22 protein-coding genes and 1 pseudogene are annotated in these 24,321 nt (G+C 71.4%); 15 read left to right on the top strand and 8 right to left on the bottom strand.

Features of this window, described 5'->3' with window-relative positions; genetic code table 11:
- Nucleotides 1-39: 39 nt before the first annotated feature.
- From ACEN9J_RS34445 to ACEN9J_RS34435, 3 genes are read right to left on the bottom strand one after another with little or no spacing between them, the layout of a single operon-like run.
- Nucleotides 40-1,047 carry an ABC transporter substrate-binding protein gene (locus ACEN9J_RS34445; RefSeq protein ID WP_413765556.1) on the bottom strand — a complete coding sequence of 336 codons (1,008 nt, stop codon included), beginning with the start codon at nucleotides 1,045-1,047 and terminating at the stop codon, nucleotides 40-42.
- Nucleotides 1,048-1,089: 42 nt separating this feature from the next.
- Nucleotides 1,090-1,824 carry an ABC transporter ATP-binding protein gene (locus tag ACEN9J_RS34440; RefSeq protein WP_296792431.1) on the bottom strand — a complete coding sequence of 245 codons (735 nt, stop codon included), beginning with the start codon at nucleotides 1,822-1,824 and terminating at the stop codon, nucleotides 1,090-1,092.
- Complete coding sequence (locus tag ACEN9J_RS34435) at nucleotides 1,821-2,693, bottom strand: ABC transporter permease subunit (RefSeq protein WP_413765700.1); 873 nt, start codon at nucleotides 2,691-2,693, stop codon at nucleotides 1,821-1,823. Before ACEN9J_RS34435 ends, ACEN9J_RS34440 begins: the two co-directional genes overlap by 4 nt.
- A 215-nt stretch (nucleotides 2,694-2,908) precedes the next feature.
- Here ACEN9J_RS34435 and ACEN9J_RS34430 point away from each other — a divergent pair, with 215 nt between their 5' ends.
- The 5 genes from ACEN9J_RS34430 to ACEN9J_RS34410 all read left to right on the top strand — a co-directional run bounded on the left by ACEN9J_RS34430 (nucleotide 2,909) and on the right by ACEN9J_RS34410 (nucleotide 9,935).
- Entirely contained in the window at nucleotides 2,909-4,591 is a 1,683-nt protein-coding gene (locus ACEN9J_RS34430) for a hypothetical protein (protein WP_413765555.1), read from the top strand.
- Nucleotides 4,592-4,809: 218 nt separating this feature from the next.
- Nucleotides 4,810-6,453, top strand: a complete 1,644-nt coding sequence (locus ACEN9J_RS34425) for an ABC transporter substrate-binding protein (protein WP_413765554.1) — start codon at nucleotides 4,810-4,812, stop codon at nucleotides 6,451-6,453.
- Between the two features lie 7 nt (nucleotides 6,454-6,460).
- A complete protein-coding gene (locus ACEN9J_RS34420; RefSeq protein ID WP_093352605.1) occupies nucleotides 6,461-7,378 on the top strand; it encodes an ABC transporter permease in 918 nt (305 codons plus the stop codon).
- Nucleotides 7,375-8,250, top strand: coding sequence for an ABC transporter permease (locus tag ACEN9J_RS34415; protein ID WP_413765553.1), 876 nt, complete (start codon nucleotides 7,375-7,377; stop codon nucleotides 8,248-8,250). Before ACEN9J_RS34420 ends, ACEN9J_RS34415 begins: the two co-directional genes overlap by 4 nt.
- Nucleotides 8,247-9,935, top strand: a complete 1,689-nt coding sequence (locus ACEN9J_RS34410) for a dipeptide ABC transporter ATP-binding protein (RefSeq protein WP_413765552.1) — start codon at nucleotides 8,247-8,249, stop codon at nucleotides 9,933-9,935. Before ACEN9J_RS34415 ends, ACEN9J_RS34410 begins: the two co-directional genes overlap by 4 nt.
- 9 nt (nucleotides 9,936-9,944) lie before the next feature.
- On the opposite strand, the gene ACEN9J_RS34405 is transcribed toward ACEN9J_RS34410, so the two are convergent.
- Nucleotides 9,945-10,970: an ABC transporter substrate-binding protein gene (locus ACEN9J_RS34405; RefSeq protein ID WP_413765551.1), complete on the bottom strand. Its 1,026-nt coding sequence runs from the start codon at nucleotides 10,968-10,970 to the stop codon at nucleotides 9,945-9,947.
- Nucleotides 10,971-11,202: 232 nt separating this feature from the next.
- Between ACEN9J_RS34405 and ACEN9J_RS34400 the strand changes: the two genes are divergently transcribed.
- The 9 genes and pseudogenes from ACEN9J_RS34400 (at nucleotide 11,203) to ACEN9J_RS34360 (ending at nucleotide 19,552) form a co-directional block, all read left to right on the top strand.
- Entirely contained in the window at nucleotides 11,203-12,021 is an 819-nt protein-coding gene (locus ACEN9J_RS34400; RefSeq protein ID WP_413765550.1) for a MetQ/NlpA family ABC transporter substrate-binding protein, read from the top strand.
- On the top strand, nucleotides 12,018-13,124 hold the full coding sequence (locus ACEN9J_RS34395) for a methionine ABC transporter ATP-binding protein (RefSeq protein ID WP_413765699.1): 1,107 nt from the start codon (nucleotides 12,018-12,020) through the stop codon (nucleotides 13,122-13,124). Before ACEN9J_RS34400 ends, ACEN9J_RS34395 begins: the two co-directional genes overlap by 4 nt.
- Nucleotides 13,105-13,761, top strand: coding sequence for a methionine ABC transporter permease (locus tag ACEN9J_RS34390; protein WP_413765549.1), 657 nt, complete (start codon nucleotides 13,105-13,107; stop codon nucleotides 13,759-13,761). Before ACEN9J_RS34395 ends, ACEN9J_RS34390 begins: the two co-directional genes overlap by 20 nt.
- A gap of 64 nt (nucleotides 13,762-13,825) precedes the next feature.
- Nucleotides 13,826-14,857 (top strand): annotated as a pseudogene (locus ACEN9J_RS34385) (acyl-CoA dehydrogenase family protein); the annotation flags it as partial.
- On the top strand, nucleotides 14,806-15,144 hold the full coding sequence (locus ACEN9J_RS34380; RefSeq protein ID WP_413765698.1) for an acyl-CoA dehydrogenase family protein: 339 nt from the start codon (nucleotides 14,806-14,808) through the stop codon (nucleotides 15,142-15,144). The pseudogene ACEN9J_RS34385 and the gene ACEN9J_RS34380, both read left to right, overlap by 52 nt.
- Nucleotides 15,145-15,183: 39 nt before the next feature.
- Nucleotides 15,184-16,203, top strand: a complete 1,020-nt coding sequence (locus ACEN9J_RS34375) for an ABC transporter substrate-binding protein (RefSeq protein ID WP_413765548.1) — start codon at nucleotides 15,184-15,186, stop codon at nucleotides 16,201-16,203.
- Between the two features lie 4 nt (nucleotides 16,204-16,207).
- Nucleotides 16,208-16,996, top strand: a complete 789-nt coding sequence (locus ACEN9J_RS34370) for an ABC transporter ATP-binding protein (RefSeq protein ID WP_413765547.1) — start codon at nucleotides 16,208-16,210, stop codon at nucleotides 16,994-16,996.
- A complete protein-coding gene (locus ACEN9J_RS34365; RefSeq protein WP_413765546.1) occupies nucleotides 16,993-17,886 on the top strand; it encodes an ABC transporter permease in 894 nt (297 codons plus the stop codon). The genes ACEN9J_RS34370 and ACEN9J_RS34365 overlap by 4 nt, the downstream gene beginning before the upstream one ends.
- Nucleotides 17,873-19,552 (top strand): amidohydrolase, encoded by a 1,680-nt coding sequence (locus ACEN9J_RS34360; RefSeq protein WP_413765545.1) that lies wholly within the window; start codon nucleotides 17,873-17,875, stop codon nucleotides 19,550-19,552. The genes ACEN9J_RS34365 and ACEN9J_RS34360 overlap by 14 nt, the downstream gene beginning before the upstream one ends.
- Before the next feature lie 6 nt (nucleotides 19,553-19,558).
- Here the strand turns inward: ACEN9J_RS34360 and ACEN9J_RS34355 are convergent, their stop codons facing one another.
- Genes ACEN9J_RS34355 through ACEN9J_RS34340 form a run of 4 tightly spaced genes read right to left on the bottom strand, consistent with a single transcriptional unit; the run spans nucleotide 19,559 to nucleotide 23,262 of the window.
- Nucleotides 19,559-20,365, bottom strand: coding sequence for an ABC transporter permease (locus ACEN9J_RS34355; protein ID WP_413765544.1), 807 nt, complete (start codon nucleotides 20,363-20,365; stop codon nucleotides 19,559-19,561).
- 13 nt (nucleotides 20,366-20,378) lie between these two features.
- Nucleotides 20,379-21,146: an ABC transporter ATP-binding protein gene (locus tag ACEN9J_RS34350; RefSeq protein ID WP_413765543.1), complete on the bottom strand. Its 768-nt coding sequence runs from the start codon at nucleotides 21,144-21,146 to the stop codon at nucleotides 20,379-20,381.
- A complete protein-coding gene (locus ACEN9J_RS34345) occupies nucleotides 21,143-22,114 on the bottom strand; it encodes an ABC transporter substrate-binding protein (protein WP_413765542.1) in 972 nt (323 codons plus the stop codon). Before ACEN9J_RS34345 ends, ACEN9J_RS34350 begins: the two co-directional genes overlap by 4 nt.
- Before the next feature lie 14 nt (nucleotides 22,115-22,128).
- Nucleotides 22,129-23,262 carry an aryl-sulfate sulfotransferase gene (locus ACEN9J_RS34340; RefSeq protein WP_413765541.1) on the bottom strand — a complete coding sequence of 378 codons (1,134 nt, stop codon included), beginning with the start codon at nucleotides 23,260-23,262 and terminating at the stop codon, nucleotides 22,129-22,131.
- Nucleotides 23,263-23,365: 103 nt separating this feature from the next.
- On the opposite strand from ACEN9J_RS34340, the gene ACEN9J_RS34335 reads away from it, so the two are divergent.
- Nucleotides 23,366-24,319: a LysR family transcriptional regulator gene (locus ACEN9J_RS34335; protein WP_413765540.1), complete on the top strand. Its 954-nt coding sequence runs from the start codon at nucleotides 23,366-23,368 to the stop codon at nucleotides 24,317-24,319.
- Nucleotides 24,320-24,321 lie beyond the last annotated feature (2 nt).

Raw genomic sequence — 24,321 nt, 5'->3', positions numbered from 1 at the left:
GGAGCCGTCGCCTTCCTGCCGCGAGGCGTCGCCCCGTCCTCACAGCCGCGCGAGGTAGTCCGTGACCCTGGCCTTCTGCGGCAGGATCTTGCGCTCCGACAGCCAGTCGGAGGCCTTCTGGAATTCCTGGATGAACTTCGCGTCCTGCACGCCGCGCACGTCCCAGCGGCGCTTGAGCTTGACCAGTGTGTCGCGCACCGCGTCGCTGTAGCCCGCGTCCTGCTGGTTCAGCGTCTCGGCCTCCACCGGATGCTCGCTGATCCACTTCGCCTCGGCCGCGTAGGCCGCGTTCACGGCGCGCACGATGGCCACGTTCTCCTCGGCGAACTTGCGATGCGTGACGTAGGAGTTGAAGTCGATCAGGAAGTCGAGGTCGCGGCCCTCGAAGAAGACGTCGTGCGCCTTGTACTCGGTGCGCGCGATGTCCACGCCCGGGCTCCACATCGACCAGGCGTCGATCTTGCCCTGCGCGAAGGCCGGGCCGGCGTCGGGCGGATTGAGGTAGACGAACTTGACCTTGCCGCGGTCGATGTTGTGCTTCTCGAGCGCGGCCACCAGCAGGAACTCGCCGAGGCCCGAGCGGTTGACCGCGACCGACTTGCCCACCAGGTCCTGCACCTTGTCGATGCCCGAGCCGTCCTTGGCGATGATCGCGGTGCTGCGCGGCTCGACGATGGCGAACTGCGTGAACACCAGCGGCGAGCCCGCGAGCATGGCGGCCAGCGCGGGCGTGGTGCTGCCGCCGAAGCCGAAGTCGGCGCTGCCGCCGGTCACGGCCTGCAGCGAGGGCGCATGGTTGGGGAAGGGGCCGATCCACTGCACCTTGATGCCGTCCTTGGCGAGCAGCTTCTCGAACTCGCCGCGGTTCTTGGCCAGCGCGGGCAGGCCGCCGCGGCCCCAGGTGAGGCGCACGGTGTCGGTGTTGCGCGTGGCCTTGGCCGGGCCGGCGGCCTGCGCCTGGGCCAGGCCCGTGGCCAGGGCGCCGGCGCCGACGACGGCGGTCTGCAGGAAGCTGCGGCGCGAGGCCGGGGAGAACGAGGAGGTCATGAAGGGAAGAGGCCGGTGGAGAAAGGAAAACGAAAAGGAGGTTCAGGCGGGCACGCTGTCGGCCGCCACGCCGAGCTCGGCCAGCAGCGCCTCGCGCAGCGCCGTGGCATCGGGATGCGTGCGCCTGGCATTGGCTTCGGGCGACACGGCGTATTCGCTCGCGATCGCGCCGTCGCGCATCACGAGCACGCGGTCGGCCAGCGCCACCGCCTCGTCGACGTCGTGCGTGACCAGCAGCACGCCGGGCCGGTGGCGGCGCACCAGCTCCTTCACCAGGCCATGCATGCGGATGCGCGTGAGCGCGTCGAGCGCGGCGAAGGGTTCGTCGAGCAGCAGCAGCCGGGGCTCGCGCACCAGCGCGCGCGCCAGCGCCACGCGCTGCGCCTGGCCGCCCGAGAGGTTGCGCGGCCAGTCGTCGAGCCGGTCGCCGAGGCCGACCTCGGCCAACGCAGCTTGAGCGAGCGCCTTGCCGGTGGTCTCGTCGAGGCCCAGCGAGACATTGCGCCAGAGCGAATCCCACGGCAGCAGCCGGTGTTCCTGGAACACCACCGCGGGCTGGCGCGGTCCGTCGATACGTCCGCCGTCGATGGCATCGAGGCCGGCGAGCGCGCGCAGCAGCGTGGTCTTGCCGCAGCCGCTCTCGCCGAGCAGCGCGACGAATTCGCCGCGCGCGATGCGCAGGTCGAGCCCGCCGATCACGGTGCGCTCGCCATAGCGGCGCTGCAGGCCGTGCACGACGACGGCGGGCGCCTCGGGTTGCGATGGTTGCGCGCTCATCGCCGCTCTCCCGCCGCATAGTTGGGATGCCAGGCCAGCAGCCGGCGTTCGAGCAGCCGGGCCACCGCATCCGAAGCCACGCCGATGGTGGCGTAGACCACGATGGTCAGCACGATCACGTCGGTGCGCAGGAACTCGCGCGCATCCATCGCGAGGTAGCCGATGCCCGAGCTGGTGGCGATGGTCTCGGCGATCACCAGCGCGAGCCAGGCCACCGCGAGCGCATAGCGCACGCCCGCGAGGATCGAGGGCAGCGCGCCCGGCAGCACGATGCGCCGGATCAGCGTGGCGTTGCTCAGGCCCGTCACGCGGCCGAGCTCGAGCAGCTTGGGGTCGACCTGCCGGATGCCCAGCACGGTGTTGATGTAGATCGGGAACATCACGCCCAGCGACACCAGGAAGATCTTGCCGCCCTCGTCCACGCCGAACCAGACGATCACCAGCGGCAGCATCGCGAGGAAGGGAATGGCGCGGATCATCTGGATGCTGCGGTCGAACAGCGCCTCGGCCAGCCGCGAGAAGCCCACCACCGTGCCGAGCGCGAAGCCGATCGAGCCGCCGATCACGAAGCCGGTGGCCGCGCGCAACAGGCTGGTGCCCATGTCGCTGATCAGCCGCCCTTCCTGGACCAGGCCCCAGGCCGTGGCCGCCACCTTGCTGGGCGCGGGCAGCACGTGGATCGAGAGATGGCCGGCCCGCGCCGCCAGTTCCCACGCCACCAGCACCAGGGCCGGCACCAGCCAGGAGATCAGCAGCAGCCGGTTGCGCGACAGCACGCGTGGCGCGCGGCGCGGCGGCAAGGGCTTGGCGGCCGGCTCGACGGCAGCGGGTGCCGTGGGCAGCGGGAGGTTGTCGAAGACATGAGACATCGAGGCGAGGCTTTCCATGAGGGTCCCCGTGAGTCGGGAGCCGGCGCAGGCTAGCGTGCGCCCACCTGCAGGCCAAAGAACGAAAACGGATCAACGTATGCGGATTCCGTGCTTGCATTGCGCGCCCGAGGGCCAAGACTGGGGGCGCCTGTCCCCGGGGCCGCGTGTCTGCCCGTTGGTAACCCCACGCCGCGAGGCGGTTTATTCTTCCCGCCATGACCCTGCTGCTCGACGCCACCTTCCCCCGCACGCTGGTGCAACTGGTCGAACGCTTCGGCGCCAATCCGGTCACGCGCATCGAAGCCTGGCTGTTCGAGGACGCGCCCATGCGCCGCGCCGCCGAGCAGGCGCTCGCCGCGGCGGGCGTGCAGGCCGTGCTGCGCAGCGCCTACAAGCCGCTGGTGCATTTCTTTCTCGAGGAGTTCGAGGGCGATGGGGCGACCTCGATCGAGGTCCGCACGCCCGCGGGCCAGGGCCAGCGCTTTCGGCTCGAGGCCTATCCGCTGGCCGGCCTGCTCGGTAACGACATCGCGCTGCGTTTCACCGAAGGCGATCTGCCCGGCGAGCACCTCGTGACGGCCGGCGCGCGGCAGTGGCGCGTGTTCGCGCCCAACGACGCCACCGCCTCGCCCTGCGGCTGGCTGCGCGTCTGGGACGGCGATGCGCTGGTGCACGACGCCGCGCTGCCCACCGAGTTCGAGGCCGCCTGCGCGGCCGCGCTCGACGCGGTGCGCGGCCATGCCTGGCCCGACACGCTGCCGCTGTTCGACACGCTCGAGATCGCGATCGCCACCACCGGCATCGAACGCCGGCTGCCCTTCGGCGAGGAGACCATCGACACCTTCGAGGCGCTGCACGAGGACTGCTACTACGGCGCGCTCGAGTTCTTCAAGGCGCGCGCCGGCCTCGACGATGCCGACCGCACGCTGCAGCCCGGCCACATCGTGCCGCTGATCTCGCGCAGCGAGGACGACACGCGCGTCACGGTGCGGCTGGCCGCGCATCGGCGGGTGGACCCGCCCGTCGACGCCACCCTGGTGCTCGACAGCGCCGACCGCTCGCTGGCCCCGGTCGAGGTCGAGGCCGCGATGGCGCGCCTGCCCGGCGAGCGTTTCGGCGTGACCTCGTTCCAGGGCCGCCCGGTCGCGGGCCTGCATGTGCGCGGCACGCGGCAGGGCCTGGTGGTCACGGCCGGCCAGCATGCGAACGAGAGCTCGGGCGTGGTCGGCGCGTTGCGCGCGGCACCGCTGCTCAATGCGCTGCCCGGCGCGCACTATGCGCTGGTCGCGCTCGAGAACCCCGACGGCGCGGCGCTGCATCACCGGCTCCAGCAGACCGATCCCACGCACATGGCGCATGCCGCGCGCTACACCGCGCTGGGCGACGACCTCGAGGCACGCATGAAGCCGCCCTTCGGCGAGAAGGCGCCGCGGCTCGAGGCGATCGCGCGCACCGGCGCGCGCCTGCACCTGAGCCTGCATGGCTATCCGGCGCACGAATGGACGCGCCCGCGCGCCGGCTACGTGCCGCGCGGCAGCGAGCTGTGGACGGTGCCCAAGGGCTTCTTCCTGATCCTGCGCCAGCACCGCGGCCACGACGGCCTGCGCTTCCTCGATGCGCTCACGAAGGAACTGCTCGCGGGCTCGGCCGAGCTGGCCGCGTTCAATGCGCTCCAGCAGCGCATGTGGCATGCCCACGTCGGCGAGCTGCCGTTCGCGCCCATCAACGGCATTCCCTGCATGGTGATCACCGACGAGCGCTCGAGCGTGCCGTTCACGCTGGTCAGCGAATTCCCCGACGAGACCGTGCGCGGCGCGGCCTTCCGGCTCGCGCACACGACGCAGATGCGGACCGTGCTGGCTGCAGCGCGTCTCTACTGGGGCGGACTTCTGGATTGAGCGGATGAAAGGCGCGGAGGCGCTCCATGCGCGCTGAGCGAGATAGCTTCTGCGAAAACTTTCGTTAGCCGCGAAGCCCTGAGCTTCGAAGATCGGCGCTGCCCGTGCACGGGTGTTCGCCCGGGCCTGCACGGCCGGCGCCGCGCGCGCCGACTCCTTGTCCTTTCTTCCAGGCGCGGATTCGTCCGCGCGGCTTTCTCACGTTCCTTTCCGTCGTCATGAAGATCTCCCTTGCCCTTGCTTCCCCGCGGCGCGCGCTGCCGCGCATCCTCCAGGCCGGCCTGCTCGCGGTCTGCGGCATGAACCTCGCGCTGGCCGCCGACACGCCGCGCCAGGGCGGCGAGGTGGTCTTCGGCGTCACCACCGATCCGATCTGCTTCAACCCGCACCGCTCGACGCAGCAGAACTCCTACATCCTGATCCGCAACTACATCGACTCGCTGGTCGCCAAGGGCAAGGGCGGCAAGTTCCTGCCCTGGCTGGCGCAGGAGTGGAGCGTCTCGCCCGACGGCAAGACCTATGCCTTCAAGCTCAAGCCGGGCCTGCAATTCCATGACGGCACGCCGCTCGACGCGGCGGCCGTGAAGTTCAACTTCGACTTCGTGCGCGACACCAAGAACACCAACGCCGCCGGCGAACTGCTCAAGGCGGTGGAACGCGTGCAGGTGGTGTCGGCCAGCGAAGTGCGGCTGCAGCTGGCCCGGCCCGACTCGGGCCTGCTCGAATCGATCGCCAGCGTGCGGCTGGGCCTGATCTCGCCGAAGTCGCTGCAGTCGGGCGACGACCTGTGCGGCGGCGGCCCCGCCATCGCGGGCAGCGGTCCCTTCGTGTTCCAGAACTACGTGCGCGGACAGTCGGCCGGCTTCGCGCGCAACCCGCGCTACCAGTGGGCGCCCGGCTATGCGGCGCACCAGGGCCCGGCCTGGCTGGATCGCGTGACGGTGCGCTTCCTGCCCGAGTACGCGGTGCGCGCGGGCGCGCTGAGCTCGGGCCAGGTCGACGTGATCGAGGGCGTGCAGCCCACCGACGTGGGCCTGTTCAAGGACCAGCCGGGCTTCCAGTTCCTGGTCGGCCCCGCGGGCGCGCAGACCTCGTTCACGCTCAACGTCAACTACACGATCCCGCCGGCCACCGACGTGCGCGTGCGCCGCGCATTGCGCGACGGCGCCGACATCGATGCGCTGGTCAAGAGCGTCTACCGCGGCGCCTATCGCCGCGCCTGGTCGAACATCGGACCCGACAGCTTCTTCTACAACAAGGCGCTCGAGGGCAGCTGGGGCAACAACCCGGCCGCGGCCAACAAGCTGCTCGACGAAGCGGGCTGGACCGGCCGCGACGCCGAGGGCTTCCGCACCAAGGACGGCCAGCGCCTGACCATCGAGGTCGGCTATCCGCAGCCCTTCGTGCGCGACAACCGCGACGTGCTGATCCAGGGCCTGCAGGCGCAGCTGCGCAAGAACCTGGGCTTCGACCTGCGGCTGCGCTTCGTCACCGGCGGCGAGTGGGCGCAGCAGCTGCAGAAGGGCTCGTGGAGCATCTATCCCAACACCTACCTGCCGGCCGACGCGGCGCAGGAGCTGCAGGGCAACATCGGCGAGAGCGGCTTCATCCGCGCGGTGGCCGACAAGGGCGACAAGACGCTGTTCGGCTACATCAACGACGCGCTGGCTGCCACGAATCTCGAGGAGAAGAAGAAGCTGGTCGACGCCGCGCAGCGCCACGCGGTGGACCAGGGCATCATCGTGCCGCTGTTCTCGGCCAACTACCAGCTCGCGGCCAAGAGCCGGGTGCGCGGCCTGTCGTTCGAGACGCAGCTCGACTCGCCGTCGAACTTCCACGACGTGTGGCTGTCGGAGCGCTGAGCCCGTCATGTGGCGACTGGTGATCTCGCGGCTGGGCGCCGGCCTGCTGGTGGCGTGGGGCAGCGCCACCGCGGCCTTCCTGGCCCTGCATGCGCTGCCGGGCCGGGTCGAGGACATCCTGGCCGGCGACCTCGACTACCCGGGCCTGCGCGAGGCCATCGCGGCCGAGTGGGGGTTGGACCGCCCGCTGTGGGAGCAGTACCTGGGCTTCCTGGCGCGCATCGCCAGCGGCGACTTCGGCACCTCGTACGAACTGCGCCAGCCGGTGGCGCGCGTGGTGATGGCGCAGCTGTGGCCCACGGTCGAGCTCGCGCTCGCGGCCGGCGTGCTGGCGCTGCTGTTCGCGGTGGTGGTGGCCACGCTGACCTCGGGCCGCGGGCGCTTCGCGCGCGCGGCGGCCTCCACGCTGGAGCTGGTGTTCGCCTCCACGCCGGTGTTCTGGCTCGGCATCCTGCTGCTGATGGCCTTCTCGTTCACGCTGCGCTGGTTCCCGGTCTCGGGCGCGGCCGACTGGCGCGCGCTGGTGCTGCCGGCGACCGCGCTGGCGCTGCCGACCGCGGGCCTGCTGGCGCAGGTGCTGCGCGAGGCGATGGAGCGCGCGCTCGAGCAGCCCTTCGTGGTCACGGTGCGCGCGCGCGGCCTGGGCGAGCTGCGGCTGCGCCTGCGGCACGTGCTGCGGCATGCGGCGCTGCCGGTGGTCACGCTCGGCGGCTGGATCATCGGCGGCCTGCTCGGCGGCGCCGTCATCACCGAGAAGGTGTTCGGCCGGCCCGGCCTGGGCACGGTCACGCTCAACGCGGTGCTGAGCCAGGACGCACCCGTGGTGCTCGCGGTGGTGCTGCTGGCGGCCTTCATCCACGTCGCGGCGTCCACCTTGCTGGACCTGCTCTATGCACTGATCGACCCGAGGCTCAAGGCATCATGACTTCCGCATCCGAGACCGTCGCGCTGCCCGCGGGCAGCGCACCCGCGTCGAGCGCGCCGCGCCGGCGCCTGCCGCCGCTCGCGGTGCTGCTGTCGGCGCTGTTCGTCGCGCTGCTGGTGATCGCCACCGTCGCGCCGCGCTGGCTGGCGCCGCTCGATCCGCTCGAGGGCGACTTCCTCGCGGTGCTGCAGCCGCCGGGCGCCGAGCATCCCTTCGGCACCGACCGGCTCGGCCGCGACGTGCTCTCGCGCACCGTGCATGGCGCGCGCTACTCGCTGTTCATCGGCATCGGCGGCACCGCGATCTCGGTGCTGGCCGGCGTGCTGCTGGGCCTGGTGGCGGGCCAGAAGCAATGGCTGCTCGACGAGGGGCTGTCGCGGCTGTTCGACGTGATCTCGTCCTTTCCGGGCGTGCTGCTGGCGATGCTGGTGGTGGTGTTCCTGGGCCCGGGGCTGGCCAACATCGCGCTCGCGGTCGGCATCGCGGGCGTTCCGAAGTTCGCGCGCGTGGTGCGCGCGCAGACGCGCATCGTGCGCCAGGCCGACTACGTGACCCATGCCTACATCTACGGCCGCAGCCGCGCCCAGGTGTTCTTCGGCCACCTGCTGCCCAACGTGCTGGTGGCGGTGCCCGTGACCGCCACCGTCTACGTGGGATCGACCGTGCTCGCGGCCTCGGGCCTGAGCTTCCTCGGCCTCGGCCCGCAGCCGCCCACGCCCGAGTGGGGCGTGATGCTGGCCGAGAGCCGCGACGTGCTGCGCGTGGCCTGGTGGCCCGGCGTGTTCCCGGGCGCGGCCATCACGCTCACGGTGATCTCGTTCACCGTGCTCGGCCACCATCTGCAGCGGCGCTTCGAGGGGAGGCTGGCATGAGCGATGTTCCGCTGGTCGATGTGGAGGGCCTCACGGTCCGCTTCGACACGCCCGCGGGCGAGCGCACCGTGGTCGAGGCGCTCGACCTGCGCATCGCGCGCGGCGAATGCGTGGCGCTGGTCGGCGAGTCGGGCTCGGGCAAGAGCGTGACCGCGCGCAGCCTGCTCGCGCTCGCGGGGCCGGGCGCGCGCGTGAACGCGCGCAAATTCCTGATCGACGGGCGCGACGCGAACCGCTTCGATGCCACCGACTGGCGCCGCCTGCGCGGCACCTTCGCGGGGCTGGTGATGCAGGACGCGCTGGTGTCGCTCGATCCGCTGCGCCCCATCGGCCGCGAGGTCGGCGAGGTGCTCGAGCATCACGGCCTGCTGCGCGGCCGCGCGGCGGTGCGCCGGCGCGTGCTGGAAACGCTCGCGCGCGTGGGCATGCCCGATCCCGAACGCCGCATCGGCCAGTATGCGCACCAGCTCTCGGGCGGGTTGCGCCAGCGCGCGCTGATCGCGGCCGCCATCGCGGGCCTGCCGCCGCTGATCGTCGCGGACGAGCCGACCACCGCGCTCGACGCGGCGCTGCAAAAGCAGGTGATCGAGGTGCTGGCGCGGCGCGTGCGCGACGAAGGCAGCGGCCTGCTGCTGATCAGCCACGACCTGTCGGCGGTGGCGGGCATCGCCGACCGTGTGCTCGTGATGCGCCATGGCCGCGTGCTCGAGCAGGGCCCGGTGCGCGACGTGCTGTCGAGCCCGCGCCATGGCTACACCCGGCAGCTGATCGCGGCCGTGCCCTCGACCTCCTCGCGCGGCAGCCGGCTGTCGTCGGCGCGCTTCGAGTCAACCGGCGCGGGCCCCGAGACGCGGCTGCGCATCGTGCGCGAGCCGCTGCCGCCGCGCGCGCCGGTGCCGGCCGCGCAGGCACCGGTGCTCGAGGTCCAGGGCATCGGCAAGCGCTTCGCGGTGCGGCGCGGTCTGAGTCCGCGCGAGGACTTCGTGGCGCTCGAGGACCTGTCGTTCTCGATCGCGGCCGGCGAGGTGCTCGGCCTGGTCGGCGAATCGGGCTCGGGCAAGTCCACCTGCGCGAAGATCGTGCTCGGCCTGCTCGAGCCCGACGCGGGCACGGTGCGGCTGCTGGGCCAGCCGTGGTCGGGCATTTCCGAGGCTGCGCGCCGGCCGCTGCGGCCACGGCTGCAGTACATCCCGCAGGATCCGCTGAGCAGCTTCGATCCGCGCTACCGCGTGTCGCAGGTGATCGCCGAGAACCTGCAGGGCCTGCCGCGCGCCGAGGTGGGTGCGCGCATCGCGGCGCTGCTGCAGCAGGTGGGCCTGGCGCCCGAGCTGGCCGAGCGCTTTCCGCGTTCGCTCTCGGGCGGCCAGCGCCAGCGCGTGGCGATCGCGCGCGCGCTCGCGGCGCAGCCCGCGCTGATCGTCTGCGACGAACCGGTGTCGGCGCTCGACGTCTCGGTGCAGGCCCAGGTCATCGACCTGATCGCCGAGCTGCAGTCGCGGCTGGGCACGGCGCTGCTGTTCATCTCGCACGACATCAACCTCGTGCGCCATGTGGCCGACCGCGTGCTGGTGCTCAACCGTGGCCGGCTGGTCGAGCAGGGGCCGGTGGAGCAGGTGCTGTCGCGGCCCGCGCACGACTACACGCGCTCGCTGCTGGCCGCGGTGCCCGAGCCGCTGGCGGCCTGAAGCAGGCGCTCAGGCCAGCACGTCCACCGTCAGGAATTTCGCGAAGCGCGCCGGATCGGTGCTCTTCTTGAGCACGCCCACCTGCTTGAGGTCCACCGCATAGCTCTCGATCTCCTTCGCGAGATCGAAGCGCCTGGCATGGTGCGTGTAGCCGATGGTCGAGAGGATGTTGCCGAGGTCCTGCTGCGCCACCTTCGGGAACAGCCTGCTTACCGCGCGCCCGGCCTCGTTGGGGTTCTCGGCGATGAAGTCCGCGGCCTGGTGCAGCGATCGCACCACGGCCGCCACCTGCTGCGGATTGCGTTTCACCAGTTCGCCGCGCGCCGCGACGATGCAGCACAGCCGGTCCTTGAAGTCGCCCTTGAGGATGTTGGCGATCTCGAGGTAGGCGCCGGGGTTGCGCTTCTCGATCAGGTAGAGGTTCGGGTCCGAGTCGGCGATGACATCGATCTCGCCCTTCTTCTGCGCGATGTCGAGCTGGTCGGCCGGGAACACGCGCCACTGCACGTCCTGGTCGGGGTTCACGCCGCGCCGCGCCAGCGCGGTCGAGAAGAACTGGCGGCCATAGCCCGCGGGACTCGAGACGCCGATGGTCTTTCCCTTCACGGCCTCGATGCTCGCGATGCCCGAGGTTTTGGGCGCGAGCACGCGGATGCAGCCCGCATGCGCGGTGCCCACCACCTTCACGTCGAAGCCCGCTTCCAGCGGCTTGAGCCAGGCATGGATCAGGCCCAGCGAGATGTCGGCCTTGCCGGTGGCGATCGATTCGAGCACCTGGTCGACCGCGCCCGCGAAATTGATGATCTCCACCTTCACGTTGTTCTTGGTGAAGTAGCCCAGCTCGTTGGCGACCACGATCGGGCTCAGGCACAAGCCGGTGCCGGTCCACGACAGCGTGATCGGCTTGTCGTTGTCGGCGCCCCAGGCACGGCGGCCCAGCAGGCCGAGGCCGGCGGCGCCGAGCGCGGCGGCGGCACCGCGCACCAGCGTGCGGCGGCTCGGCGGAAGCGGGAGGGAAGGCAGCGAAGCGGTCATCGAAGGAACTCCAGGCAAGGTGGCATGCGAAGCCGTCGACCGTATCGGCGAGCCTGCGCCACGGCAACTTCGGAATGCGCATGTGCAAGCGCGTCAGCGGCGCGCGGCGCGGATCGATCCGCGCCTTCGTCGCGCAGCGAGATTGCTTGTGCGAAAACTTTCCTTTCCCGCCATGGCGGGGCCTTCGAAGATCGGCCGCAGGAAAAAAACCGGCAACCGAAAAGAGAAAGCCATGCACACACGCAGTGTTCTTCGCGCCCTGGGCGCACTCGTCCTCGCCTCGACCGCGCTCTGGTCGCAGACCGCGGCCCTCGCGCAATCGCAGACCCTGCGCGTGGGCGTGCGCGGCGGCGTCGACGAGGAGATCTGGGAAGTGGTCACCAAGGTCGCCAGGCGCAACGGCCTCGAGGTCAAGCCGGTGGTCATCACCGGCTCGGCCAGCCCCAACGAGGCACTCAACAACGGAGACCTCGAGGCCAACTCGTTCCAGCACATCCCCTTCCTCAACGACCAGGTCAAGCAGCGCGGCTACAAGCTGGTCAGCGTGGGCAACACCTACATCTCGCCGATCGCCTTCTATTCGAAGAAGCACAAGGCCTTCAAGGACCTGCCCGACGGCGCCAGGCTCGGCATCCCCGACGACCCGAGCAACCAGACGCGCGCGCTGGTCGTGCTGCGCGACCAGGGCGTGCTCACCCTGCGCGAGGGCTTCGATCCCTTCAAGGGCACCGCCACGCTGGCCGACGTGACCGGCTACAAGAAGAAGGTGCAGCTGGTGGAGGCCGCCTCGGTGGTGCTCGCGCGCTCGCTCGAGGACGTCGACGCCTCGGCCATCGTCAACACCTTCGCCTACCAGGCCGGCCTGATCGCCACGCGCGACGGCCTCGCGGTCGAGAAGAAGGAGAACAACCCCTACGTCAACATCATCGTGGTGCGCGAGAAGGACAGGAACGCGGCCTGGGTCAAGCCGCTGGTCCAGGCCTACCAGTCGGAGGAAGTGCGCCAGTTCATCCAGACGCGGTACCAGGGTTCGGTACTGCCCGTCTTCTGAGCGCCGCGACGACGCCGGCACCGGCGCCGGCGCCGGCCCACATCGTCTTCGAGCAGGTCTCCAAGAGTTACGCGGGCGCGGCAGGCACGGTGGCGGCGCTCGAGGCGGTCTCGTTCGCCGTCGAGCGCGGCGAGGTCTTCGGCATCATCGGGCGCAGCGGCGCGGGCAAGTCCACGCTGCTGCGCACCGTCAATGCGCTCGAGGCCGCGAGCGGCGGCACGGTGCGCGTCGACGGCGTGGACGTGGGCGGCCTCGACGAGGACGGCCTGGTCGCGCTGCGCCGGCGCATCGGCATGATCTTCCAGCACTTCAACCTGCTGTCGGCCAAGACCGTGCGCGACAACGTCGCGCTGCCGCTCAAGGTGGCGGGCGTGGAGTCGCGGCGCATCCGCGAGCGCGTGGACGAGCTGCTCGAACTCGTCGGCCTGGCCGACAAGGCCGATGCCTGGCCGGCGCAGCTCTCGGGCGGGCAGAAGCAGCGCGTGGGCATCGCGCGCGCGCTGGTGCACCGGCCGCAGATCCTGCTGTGCGACGAGGCGACCTCGGCGCTCGATCCCGAGACCACGCAATCGATCCTCGCGCTGCTGCGCGACATCAACCGGCGCTTCGGCCTCACGGTGGTGCTGATCACGCACGACATGGCGGTGATCCGCGAGGTCTGCGACCGCGTGCTGGTGCTCGACCGCGGCCGCCTCGTCGAGCTCGGCGAAGTGTGGCGCGTGTTCGGCAAGCCGCGGGCCGAGGCCACGCGCGCGCTGCTGCAGCCGCTGCTGCACGACCTGCCGCCCGACCTGGCGGCGGCACTGGTGCCGGAGCTCGAAGGCCTCGAAGGCATCCCGGGCCGGTCGGCCCTGCGGGTGCTGAGCCTGGGCTTCGACGGCGCCGCGCGGCCGCGGGGCCTGCCCTTCGAGGCACTGGCCGCGCTGGGCCCCGGCGCGACCTGGCTGCACGGCGGGCTCGACCGCATCCGCGGCCATGCGCAGGGCCGGCTGCTGGTGGCCGTGCCGGTGGGCGCGGACCCTTCTTTCGACATCGACGCCGCGCGCCAGGCGCTCGCGGCCGACCGCATCGAGGTCCTGGGCTATGTCCACGCCGCAGATTGACAAGTACGTCCAGGCCTTCTTCCAGACGCTGCTGATGGTGGGCATCTCGGCCTTCATCGCGATCGTGCTGGGGCTGGTGCTCGCGGTGGTGCTCACGGTGACGGCGCCGCGCAACCTCTATCCGCGGCCGCGCTTCCACAGGGCGCTGTCGATCACGGTGAACGTCTGCCGCGCGATCCCGTTCATCATCCTGCTGATCGCGCTGCTGCCGGTCACGCGCTTCCTGGTCGGCACCACGCTCGGCACCTGGGCCGCGGTGGTGCCGCTGGCGGCCAACCTGATCCCGTTCTATGCGCGCATCGCGCAGGTCAGCCTCAACGATGTCGACGCGGGCCTGATCGAGGCCGCGCGCGCCATGGGCTGCCGGCGCTGGCACATCGTGCGCCACGTGCTGTTGCCCGAGGCGCTGCCCGGGATCATCGGCGGCATGACCGTCAGCGTGATCGCGATGGTCAATGCCTCGGCCATGGCGGGCGCCGTGGGCGCGGGCGGCCTCGGCGACCTGGCGATCCGCTACGGCTACGAGCGCTACGAGACGCGCGTGATGTTCGAGGTGATCGTGATCCTGATCGCGCTGGTGTCGGCGATCCAGTTCGTCGGCGAGTGGCTGGCGCGGCGCGTCGACCACCGGCGCTGAACGCGCGGCGCATATCCATGCTCCGGAATGTTCTAAGCGAACGGGGTCCGGCTCGGCATCATGCGTGCAGCCGCCGCGGCCGGCGTCGCCGCTCTCCGATCCCGCGTTCCGGCCCGCCCCCGCTTTCCGCTTCCTCTTCTCCACCGCAGGCCGCCATCCCGTGTCCTCTTCTTCCGCTCCCCAGGGCACGCCATCGGCGGCCGATCCCTTCGCCGAGGACTTCGGCATCTTCACCGAGCCGGTGCTCGCGCTCGCGAACACCCTGGCCGCCAGTGCCGCCGAGCGCGACCGCGCGGGCGGCACGGCACTGGCCGAACGCGCGCTGCTGCGCCGCAGCGGCCTGCTCACGCTCGCGATCCCCGCGGCCCATGGCGGCCAGCAGGCGGCCTGGCCGCTGATCTTCCGCATCCTGCGCCGGCTCGCGCAGGCCGACAGTTCGCTCGCGCACCTGTTCGGCTTCCAGCACCTGCAGGTGGCGAGCGTGCTGCTGTTCGGTTCCGAGGCGCAGCAGGCGCGTTTCCTCGGCGAGGCGGTGGAGAAGCGCTGGTTCTGGGGCAATGCCGTGAATGCGCGCGACACCCGGCTGCAGGCGGTGCGCACCGACGACGGCATCGAGATCGACGGCGTGAAGGGCTTCTGCTCGGGCGCCCCGGACTCCGACGTGCTCAACATCTCGGTGGTGCTCGGCCCCGAGCCCACCGACCGGCTGTTCGCCGTGGTGCCGACCTCGCGCGCGGGCATCACGGTGCTCGGCGACTGGGACAACATGGGCCAGCGCCAGACCGACAGCGGCAACGTCGAGTTCCGGCGCGTGCGCATCGCGCACGACGAGATCCTCGGCCCGCCCGGCGTGGCCTCGAGCCCGCGCGCCACGCTGCGCAACCTGATCGGCCAGATCGTGCTGACCGAGATCTACCTCGGCAACGCCTTCGGCGCGCTGCGCGCCGCCATCGAGCACCTGCGCGCCCACACCCAGCCCTGGCCCATGGCCGGCGTCGAGCGCGCCGAGGACGACCGGCTGCTGCAACTGCGCGCGGGGGAGATGTGGTCGGCGCTGCAGGCCGCCACCGCGCTGTCGAACCAGGCCAACGAGCGCTTCCAGCAGGCCTGGGAACAGGGCTTCGCGCTCACGGCCGACAGCCGCGGGCACTCGCGATCGACGTGGCCGCCGCGCGCACGCAGGCCGCGCGCACGGCGCTGCATGTCACCTCGCAGATCTTCGAGCTGGTGGGCGCGCGGGGCACCGCCTCGAAGCACAACCTCGACCGCTACTGGCGCAACGTGCGCGTGCACACGCTGCACGACCTGCTCGACTACCGGCACCAGGGCATCGGTGCCTGGCTGCTGGCGGGCGACGTGCCGAATCCCTATGGCTATGGCTGAGCCCTCGCGTTCCGTATTCTTTTTCCTCCCTCCGACCCCATGAGCTCCTCGCATCCCATCGACCGCCGCCGCTTCGGCCTCGGTCTCGCCGCCCTCGCCGGTACCGCCGGCCTGTCCCTGCCGCTGCGCGCGCAATCGCTCGAGAAGATCGTGGTCGCCGAGAGCCAGGGCTTCAGCTGGGCCATTCCCTACCTGGTGTCGAGCCGCAACCTCTGGAAGAAGCACGGCATCGAGGCCACCACCCTGCAGTTCACCTCGGGCCGGCTGGCCTTCGACGCGGCCGTGGCCGGCAAGGCCCAGTTCGCGACCGCCACCGACAGCGTGATCGGCCTGGCCGGCGCGAACGGCGTGCGCGCGGTGATCGTGGCCGAGTTCAGCCGGCTATCGAGCGGCATGGTGGTGGCGGCGCGCAGCGACCGCGGCATCGCGACCGGCGCGCAGCTCAAGGGCAGGCGCGTGGCGACCACGGTCGGCACCAGCGGCCACTACTTCCTGAGCCGCTTCCTCTCGCTGCATGGCCTCGCGCTCAAGGACGTGACGCTGGTCAACCTGCGCGGCCCCGATGCCGTGACCGCCATCGCCAAGGGCGACATCGATGCCTTCGCCTGGGGCTGGGACGCGGGCCAGAAGGCCATCGCCGACAGCGGCGGCAAGGTCAAGGTGCTCGACGACACGGGGCTGGAGAAGGTGTTCCTGAGCCACTACGTGCTGACCGCGAGCGAATCGCTGGTGCAGTCGCGCGCCAAGCTGGTGGAGGCCGCGGTGCGCAGCCTGCTCGATGCCGAGGCCTTCTACCGCGCCCAGACCGCCGAGGCGATCGCGCTGGTGGCCGAGCGCACCAAGGCCACGGTCGAGACCACCAAGGCCGGGCTCGAGACCGTCTCGGTCGGCGTGCGGCTCGACGAGCGGCTGCTCGACGACCTGGTGCTCAACGCGCAGTGGGCCGTCGAGGCCGGGCTCGCGACGCCGCCGAAGGAAGACCTGCGCGCGCTCTACCGCAAGCTGATCTACGCCGATGCGCTGAAGGCCGCGGCGCCCGATCGCGTGCGCCTGGGCTGAGGCCATGGGCGCGAACGACACGGCCCCCCGCGCGATCGTCAGCGTGCGCGATGCCTCCAAGCTCTACGCCTCGTCGAACGGCGAGCTGAACTGGGCCATGACCGACGTGAACCTCGACATCGGCGAGGGCGAGTTCGTCTGCGCCATCGGCCCGAGCGGCTGCGGCAAGACCACGCTGCTCAACGCCATCGCGGGTTTCGTCGAGCCCACCACGGGCAGCGTGACGGCCGGCGGCCAGCCCGTGACCGGGCCCGGCGCCGACCGCGGCGTGGTGTTCCAGGAGTACGCGCTGTTCCCCTGGCTCAATGCGCGGCGCAACGTGGAGTTCGGCCTCAAGATGCTGGGCCTGGGCGCCGCCGAGCGCCGCGCGCGCGCCGAGGAACTGCTCGCGCTCATGGGCCTGTCGCATGCGGCGCGGCGCTATCCCTTCGAGCTCTCGGGCGGCATGCGCCAGCGCGTGGCGGTGGCGCGCGCGCTCGCCACGCGTCCGAAGGTGCTGCTGATGGACGAGCCCTTCGCGGCCATCGACGCGCTCACGCGCGCGAGCCTGCAGCGCGAGCTGCTGCGGCTGTGGCGCGAGCTCGGGCTGTCGGTGTTCTTCATCACCCACAACATCGAGGAGGCGGTCTTCCTCGCGCAGCGCGTGGTGGTGATGAGCCCGCACCCGGGACGCATCCGCGAGATCGTCGAGGTCGACCTGCCGTATCCGCGCGAGCGCGCCGACCCGGCCTTCGGCGCGGCCTATGCGCGCATCGCGGCGGCCTTCGCGCAGTCGGAAGAGGTGGCCTCGTGAGCGCGGCGCTCGACGACCTGCGCGCGCGCGCCGAGGCGGCGCCGGCCGAGGCATCGCTGTCGCGGCGCGAAGCGCTCGAGCGCGACTTCTGCCGCGACCAGATCGCGCGACAGCGGCGCGCGCGTCGGCGCCAGCTGTTGCTGGGCGCGGCCGGCATCGCGGCCTTCCTGCTGGCGTGGGAGATCGGGCCGCGCGTCGTGCCCGGCATCAACACCAAGATGTTCCCGCCGCCCTCGCAGGTGGCCGGCGTGCTGCTCGACATGGCCTGGCGCAAGGGCGACATCTGGCCGCACGTGGGCGCGAGCCTGCTGCGCGCGCTCTGGGGCTTCCTGCTCGGCGCCTCGCTCGGCGTGGTGGCCGGCGTGCTGACCGGGCGCAGCACCACCCTGCGCCAGTTCACCGACCCGGTGCTGCACGGCCTGCGCGCCATCCCGGCGATCGCGATCGTGCCGCTGGCCATCGTCTGGTTCGGGCTCGGCGACCTCTCGAAGGTGATGCTGATCGCCTGGGGCGCCTTCTTTCCGGTCTGGGTCAACACCTTCATCGGCGTGCGCGACATCCCCGCCGTCTACCTGCGCTCGGCCGCCGCGCTCGGCGCCAGTCCCTTCGCGGCCATGACGCAGGTCGCGCTGCCGGCCGCGCTGCCCTTCGTGTTCGCGGGGCTGCGCCAGGCCACGGCCGTGTCCTTCGTGGTGCTGGTGGCGGCCGAGCTGGTCGGGGCCGAGCAGGGCCTGGGCTACCTGATCTCGTTCGCGCACCTGGTGTTCCGCGTCGACATCATGTTCGTGGGCCTGCTGTTCCTCGGCGCCATCGGATTTTTGGCCGACCAGCTGTTCGCCTGGCTGCTGCACCGCCTGTTCCCCTGGTATGGCGCCGATGGCCGCCGCTGAGCTGATCCTGGCCAATGGCCAGGTGCTGACGATGGAACCGGGCGCGGCGCCCGGGCAGGCGGTGGCGCTGGCCGGCGGCCGCGTGCTCGCGGTCGGCAGCGAGGCCGAGGTGGCGCGCACGCGCGCGGCCGGCACGCGCGTCATCGACCTCGGCGGCCGCACCGTGCTGCCCGGCCTCGTCGACGCCCATGCGCACATGGAGCGCGAGGGCCTGAAGACCTTGCGGCCCAGCCTCGCGCATGCCACCTGCATCGCCGACCTGCTGGCGGTGGTCGCGGCCGAGGCCGCGCGCACGCCGCCGGGCCGCTGGATCGTGACCATGCCCGTGGGCCGGCCGCCGTTCTACTTCGGCGGCCCGTCCAACCTGGCCGAACGGCGCATGCCGAACCGGCACGAGCTCGACGCGGTGGCGCCCGATCATCCGGTCTACATCCCGGGCCTGTTCGGCAACTGGGGCGTGCCGCCGGGCCACAGCGCGCTCAACAGCCGCGCGCTGGCGCTGCACCGCATCGACGAGCACACCTGCCCCGACTGCGGCGGGCTGCAGATCGAACTGGGCGACGACGGCCGGCCCAACGGCGTGATCGTCGAGACCAACAAGCGGCCGCTGGTCGAGTTCTCGGTGCTCACGCAGGTGCCGGCCTTCGGCTTCGACGACCGGCTCGAGGGGCTGCGCCGTTCGCTGCCGCTCTACCACGCCTGCGGCACCACCAGCATCTACGAGGGCCACGGCTCCTCGCCCGAGACCATCGCGGTCTATCGCCGGCTGTGGGAGGAGGGCGGGCTCAGCATGCGCACCCGCCTGTGCGTGAGCCCGACCTGGTCGAACGTGGCCGAGGCGCGGCTCGCGATGCGCGACTGGCTCGCGCATGCGCGCGGGCGCGGCAGCGGCGACCCGATGCTTGCCATCGGCGGCATCTACGTCGGCCTGGGCGGCGACCGCGCCGCGGCCAACGCCGTGCGGCGCGCGCTGCCCAACACCGGCTGGATGGGCTTCGTCGAATGGGCCAACCGCATCGAGGACTTCCGCGACTACGCCTGGCTCGCGGCCGAGCACGACCTGCGCGTGCACAGCGTGGTGGTCGACCGGCTGACCGAGGTGCTCGAGGTGTTCGAGGCCATCGACGCGCGCTTCCCGCTCGCGGGCCGGCGCTGGGTGGTGGAGCACGTGGGCTACGTCACGGCCTCCGACATCGAACGCGTGAAGCGGCTGGGCCTGATGGTCACGAGCATCCCGTTCTACATGCTGTGGAAGAACGGCGCGCCGCGGCTGGCCGACCGCGAGCGGCAGGAGGAATTCCTGCCGCAGCGCGCATTGCTCGAAGCCGGGCTGCCGCTGGCCGCGGGCAGCGACAACATCCCCGTGAGCCTGTTCACCGCGGTGTGGGCCTCGGTGGCGCGCGAGGAGCGCACCACCGGCCGTGCCATCGGCCCGGGCCAGGCGCTGAGCCGGCTGCAGGCGCTCGAGACCGTGACGCGCAACGGCGCCTTCCTGAGCTTCGAGGAGGACCGCAAGGGCACGCTGGCGCCGGGGCGTTATGCCGACCTCGCGGTGCTCGATGCCGATCCGCTCACGGTGCCGCTGGAGGCGCTGGGGCAGGTGCATGCCGAGCTGACGCTGGTCGGTGGTCGCGCGGTGCACGACAGCGGCGGCTGGCTGGACTGAAGGGCCTCAGCCCGGCATCGCCGACTCGTGCCAGTGCCGCAGCAGCGCGCGGCCCACCGCGCTCACGAGCGCGAAGAACAGAAAGCCCAGCAGCGTGGCCGCGATCACCTCGGCGAACAGCAGCGCCGTGTACATGCGCCCCTGCGCGAACACGATCTGCACGCCGAGTCCGCCCTCGGCATTGCCCGAGCCGATGATGAACTCGCCGACGATGGCGCCGATCACCGACAGCCCCGCCGACACGCGCAGGCCCGCGATGATGTGCGGCAGCGCCGCGGGCAGCTGCAGCTTGCGAAAGGCGGTCCAGCGGCTGCGGTTGTGCAGCGCGAACAGCTCGACCAGGTTGCGCGAGGTGGAGCGCAGCCCCAGCAGCGTGTTGTTGACGATCGGGAACAGCGACATGATCAGGCTGATCACGACCACCGAGCCCTCGTTGTAGCCGAACCAGAGCACGATCAGCGGCGCGATCGCCACCACCGGCACGGTCTGCAGCAGCACCACGTAGGGATAGAGGCTGCGCTCGAGCAGCCGCGACTGGCTCAGCAGCGCCGCCAGCGCGATGCCGCCGACGATGGCGATCAGGAAGCCCAGGCTCGCTTCCTTCAGCGTGGTGAAGGCGGCCATCAGCAGCAGGCCGGCGTTCTCGATGGCGGCCGCGCCCACCTCGAGCGGCGAGGGCAGCAGGTAGCCCTTGCCGCGGTAGACGGTGGCGGTCAGCGCGAACCACAGGCCGATGACGAGCACGGCGACCAGCACGACGGGCCAGGCGTCGCGCGTCCAGCGCGCGGCGATCGAAGAGGAGGTTGGGTTCATGACGCTTCCTTCCTCATGCGAATGCCGCGCGCGGCACGGTCTCGCGCCGCAGCGCGGCCGTCACCTCGCCGGCCAGCCGCGCGAACTCCGCGCTCGCGCGCAATTGCGGCGTGCGCGGAAAGGCGAACGGCACCTCGACGACCTCGACCACGCGGCCCGGCCGCGGCGACATCACGACCACGCGCTTCGAGAGGAACACGGCCTCGTGCACGCTGTGCGTCACCAGCACGCCGGTGAAGCCGGCCTGGCGCCACAGCGCCGACAGCTCCTCCTGCAGCAGCTCGCGCGACAGCTCGTCGACGGCGGCCAGCGGCTCGTCGAGCAGCAGCAGGCCGGGGCGCAGCGCGAGCGCGCGCGCCAGCGACAGCCGCATGCGCATGCCGCCCGAGAGCTGGTGCGGATAGAGCTTCTCCATGCCCGCGAGGCCGACCAGCGCGAGCGCCTCGGCGGCGCGGCGCTGCAGCTCGTCGGGCGCGAGGCCTTCGAGCTCCATCAGCAACTGCGCATTGCGCTCGGCCGTGCGCCAGGGCAGCAGCGCCGGCTCCTGGAACACGAAGGCCCTGGCGGCCTCGGCGCCCGGTCCCAGGCGGCAGCGGCCGGTGCTGGGGGCCACCAGGCCGGCCAGGATGCGCAGCAGCGTCGACTTGCCGCAGCCCGAGGGGCCGACCAGCGAGACGAACTCGCCGGCGCGCAGTTCGAGGTCGATCGGGTCGAGCGCCTGCAGGCCGCGGTCGAAGCGCTTGGAGACACCCTCGAGCGCGATCGAAGCGCCGATGCTCATGGCCGGCAGCCGGGCACGAGGCCGCGGTCGTAGGCCTGGCGCTCGTCGAAGCCCGCAGGCAGGAAGGCCACGCTGCGCAACTGGCCGGCCAGCTCCTTCCAGCGCGCGTCGTCCATGCAGCCGACGCGGTTGAGGTCGTGCGAGACCAGCGTCTCGATCATCAGCTTGTTGGCGGCGTCGTAGATCTCGGGCGAGATCTGTTTGTTCATGCCGGTCAAGAGCGGCTTGAGGCCCGAGGGGTCGCGCACGTAGTTGCGCCAGCCCTGCTGTACCGCGGCGATCGCGGCCTTCACCAATGCGGGCCTGGTGCGAATCAGCTCGTCGGTGGTGAACAGCACGCTGTAGGGCCGGTAGCCGAGCGAGGCCAGCGTGATCTGCTGCACCGCGAGGCCGCTCGCGGCCATGCGCGCGGGCAGGAACAGCGAGTAGCCCTGCTGCACCATCTTCGGATCGTCGCGGAACAGGCTCAGGTCGCCCGAGACCGGGATCTCGCGCGTGTTGGCGAGCTTGTAGCGCTTCTTGGTCCACTCCCAGTAGGCATTGCCGATGTTGACCGCGAAGGTACGGCCCTGCAGGTCGGCGATGCCCTTGACGGCCGGGTCGGCGTGATACACCAGCGTGTAGGGCACGTGGTCGAGGTGCGCGAACACGGCGCGCACCGGCGCGCCGCGCAGCCGCGCGAGCAGCACGTCGTCGGCATTGCCGATGCCGAACTCGGCCTGGCCCGAGGCCACCTGCGGCACGGTCTGGATCTTCGGGCCGCCCTGCAGCACGCTGATGCGGATGCCCGCTTCCTTGCCGAGGCCGTCCTGTTGCGCCTGCCAGTAGCCGGCCTGGTCGGGCTGCGCGAACCAGTTCGAGAGGATGCGCACGTTCTGCGGCTCGGGCGCGGCGCTGGCCGCGGGGGCGAAGGGGAGCAGCGCGGCGGCGGCGCACAGCGCGCGGGCGAGGAGGGTGGAGGTTTTCATGGCGCGATCGGTCATCAGGCCCGCAGCCACGGCAGTTGCTCGCGCGTGTAGCGGTAGGTCTTGAACACGCTGTTGAGCCGGCCCGGCCCGGTCTTGCGCGCGGCCTCGTCGGGGTACTCGTCGAACCACGGGATCACGTACTCCCAGACCACCTCGCCCTCGGGCGTGACCTCGAACAGCCGGCCGGTGGCCGACTCGGTGACGTGCGTGTTGCCGTTGGGCAGCCGCTGCGCGTTGCCCATGAAGGCGGTGTAGAAGGCGTTGACCATCTCGTCGGCATAGGACCACGCGACCTCGTGGGTCGCGGGATCGATCTCGAGAACGCGCGAGAAGGCCACGTGCGCGCCATGGCGGAAGTTGCCGTTGTCGAACACCAGGATGCGGCCATTGGGCAGCGCCACCGGCGCATGCTGGTGCGAGACCACGCTCGGCGGAATGTGCAGCCGCACCTGGCCGCTGGCCTTGTCGACGCCGATCACGCCCGAGGTGGTGCGCAGGCTCATGAGCACCAGGCCGTCGGCGTCGACGTCGAGCCCGTTGACCAGCGGCCAGTGGTAGCGGCCGAAGCCCGGGTGGATCGGGAAGTCCTCGGGCGCGAGGTGCTCCCAGCACTTCCATTCCCAGACGATCTCGCCCGCGCGGTTCACTTCACGGATCACGTCGCCGTACATGGTGTCGTCGCCGGCGTGCGCGGTGCCGCCGGGCACGCGGCGTGCGAAGTCGGCGGGCACGGGCGCGCAGGCCGCGTACAGCAGGTTGCCGTTGGGCAGCCACATGGCGTCGTGGTGATGCGACGGGTCCTCGTAGTGCCAGACCAGCTCGCCCTCGGGCGTGAGCTCGCGGAAGTCGCCGCCGTGCCACATCGACCAGGCGGGGTAGCGGTCGAGCGAATCGGCGTGGTTACCGTTGTAGCCGAGGTTGCCGTTGCCGAGGATCACGGCATGGCGGCCCGCGCGCACCGGCAGCTTCCATTGGTGGACCACCTCGCCGTCGATGCCGACGAGGTAGACGTGGCCCCGCGCGGTCTGAGGCGCGATCAGCGTGTAGCCGCCCGCGCTGAGCACGGGATCGTGGGCGATCAGGCCGACGCCGCGGCGGCGCTGCGTGACCTGGTCGACGGTGGAGGCGGGACGGATGCGAGTGTTCAAGACGGGTTCCTCAGTGCGATGGCGCCGAATCTAGGCCGCCCGAGCCGTCAGGAAAATCTGATTGTTTCGAACGGTGCGTCAGGAAAAAACGTACATTGCCCCGATGCGCGCCATCTCCCAGTCCTTCCGCTGCTTCGACGAGGTCGCCCGCCGCGGCTCGATCCGCAAGGCGGCCGAGTCGCTGCACCTCACGGCCGCGGCCGTGCACCAGCAGATCCTCAACCTCGAGGAGCAGGTCGGCGCGCCGCTGTTCGACCGGCTGCCGCGCGGCATGCAGCTCACGACGGCGGGCGAGATCATGATTGCCGCGGTGCGCCGCGGCCAGCGCGACTTCGACAGCGCGCTGAGCCAGGTCGAGGACCTGCGCTCGCTGCGCCGCGGCCACATCAACCTCGCGGTCTCGCACTCCTCGGCCGAGCAGCTGGTGCCCGAGGTGATCGAGGCCGCGATGAAGAGCTACCCCGGCGTGACCTACGGCGTGCGCTCGGGCAGCGGCGAGAACATCCTGCGCTGGGTTGCGACCGGCGAGGCCGACATCGGCTACTGCCTGCGCCGCAAGCCGCCGCCGGGCGTGGAGGAGATCGGCGCCTTCGCGCAGCAGCTCGGGCTGGTCACGCCGCCCGGCCATCCGCTCACGGCGCTGGGCAAGCTGCCGCGGCTGCGCGACTGCCTCGAACATCCGCTGATCCTGATGACGCCCGATACCGAGCTGCGCGCGATGGTCGACCAGATCGACCTGCGCGCGCACCGCCAGACCCGCCCGCTGGTGGAGACCAGCTCGGTCGCGATGGTGCGGCGCCTGGTGGCCGGCGGCACCGGCATCGGCTTCCTGATCGCCGAGAACGTGGTGGAGGACGTGGCGGCCGGCCGCTTGGTGTGGACCGGCCTGGCCGACGCGGGCGCGCGCTCGTTCAGCTGCCTCTACCAGCGCGCGGGCCAGACCACCGCGGTGGCGATGGGCATGTTCCTGCAGTTCCTCGCGCAGGCGATCCAGCAGATCGAGCAGCGCTTCGACCGGCCGGCCGGTGCGTTGGCGCTCGATGCGTTCGCGCAGTAGCG

Source organism: Variovorax sp. Varisp41 (genome assembly GCF_047325085.1).
Classification (GTDB): Bacteria; Pseudomonadota; Gammaproteobacteria; order Burkholderiales; family Burkholderiaceae_C; genus Variovorax.
The sequence above is the reverse complement of the archived record's forward strand: the minus strand, read 5'-3'. Positions and strand labels throughout refer to the sequence as shown.

Bases quoted from the DNA above. Each gene is read 5' to 3' on its own strand.
- ACEN9J_RS34445 (WP_413765556.1), bottom strand. From the start codon at position 1,047: ATGACCTCCTCGTTCTCCCCGGCCTCGCGCCGCAGCTTCCTGCAGACC.
- ACEN9J_RS34440 (WP_296792431.1), bottom strand. From the start codon at position 1,824: ATGAGCGCGCAACCATCGCAACCCGAGGCGCCCGCCGTCGTCGTGCAC.
- ACEN9J_RS34435 (WP_413765700.1), bottom strand. From the start codon at position 2,693: ATGTCTCATGTCTTCGACAACCTCCCGCTGCCCACGGCACCCGCTGCC.
- ACEN9J_RS34430 (WP_413765555.1), top strand. From the start codon at position 2,909: ATGACCCTGCTGCTCGACGCCACCTTCCCCCGCACGCTGGTGCAACTG.
- ACEN9J_RS34425 (WP_413765554.1), top strand. From the start codon at position 4,810: ATGAAGATCTCCCTTGCCCTTGCTTCCCCGCGGCGCGCGCTGCCGCGC.
- ACEN9J_RS34420 (WP_093352605.1), top strand. From the start codon at position 6,461: ATGTGGCGACTGGTGATCTCGCGGCTGGGCGCCGGCCTGCTGGTGGCG.
- ACEN9J_RS34415 (WP_413765553.1), top strand. From the start codon at position 7,375: ATGACTTCCGCATCCGAGACCGTCGCGCTGCCCGCGGGCAGCGCACCC.
- ACEN9J_RS34410 (WP_413765552.1), top strand. From the start codon at position 8,247: ATGAGCGATGTTCCGCTGGTCGATGTGGAGGGCCTCACGGTCCGCTTC.
- ACEN9J_RS34405 (WP_413765551.1), bottom strand. From the start codon at position 10,970: ATGACCGCTTCGCTGCCTTCCCTCCCGCTTCCGCCGAGCCGCCGCACG.
- ACEN9J_RS34400 (WP_413765550.1), top strand. From the start codon at position 11,203: ATGCACACACGCAGTGTTCTTCGCGCCCTGGGCGCACTCGTCCTCGCC.
- ACEN9J_RS34390 (WP_413765549.1), top strand. From the start codon at position 13,105: ATGTCCACGCCGCAGATTGACAAGTACGTCCAGGCCTTCTTCCAGACG.
- ACEN9J_RS34375 (WP_413765548.1), top strand. From the start codon at position 15,184: ATGAGCTCCTCGCATCCCATCGACCGCCGCCGCTTCGGCCTCGGTCTC.
- ACEN9J_RS34370 (WP_413765547.1), top strand. From the start codon at position 16,208: ATGGGCGCGAACGACACGGCCCCCCGCGCGATCGTCAGCGTGCGCGAT.
- ACEN9J_RS34360 (WP_413765545.1), top strand. From the start codon at position 17,873: ATGGCCGCCGCTGAGCTGATCCTGGCCAATGGCCAGGTGCTGACGATG.
- ACEN9J_RS34355 (WP_413765544.1), bottom strand. From the start codon at position 20,365: ATGAACCCAACCTCCTCTTCGATCGCCGCGCGCTGGACGCGCGACGCC.
- ACEN9J_RS34350 (WP_413765543.1), bottom strand. From the start codon at position 21,146: ATGAGCATCGGCGCTTCGATCGCGCTCGAGGGTGTCTCCAAGCGCTTC.
- ACEN9J_RS34345 (WP_413765542.1), bottom strand. From the start codon at position 22,114: ATGAAAACCTCCACCCTCCTCGCCCGCGCGCTGTGCGCCGCCGCCGCG.
- ACEN9J_RS34335 (WP_413765540.1), top strand. From the start codon at position 23,366: ATGCGCGCCATCTCCCAGTCCTTCCGCTGCTTCGACGAGGTCGCCCGC.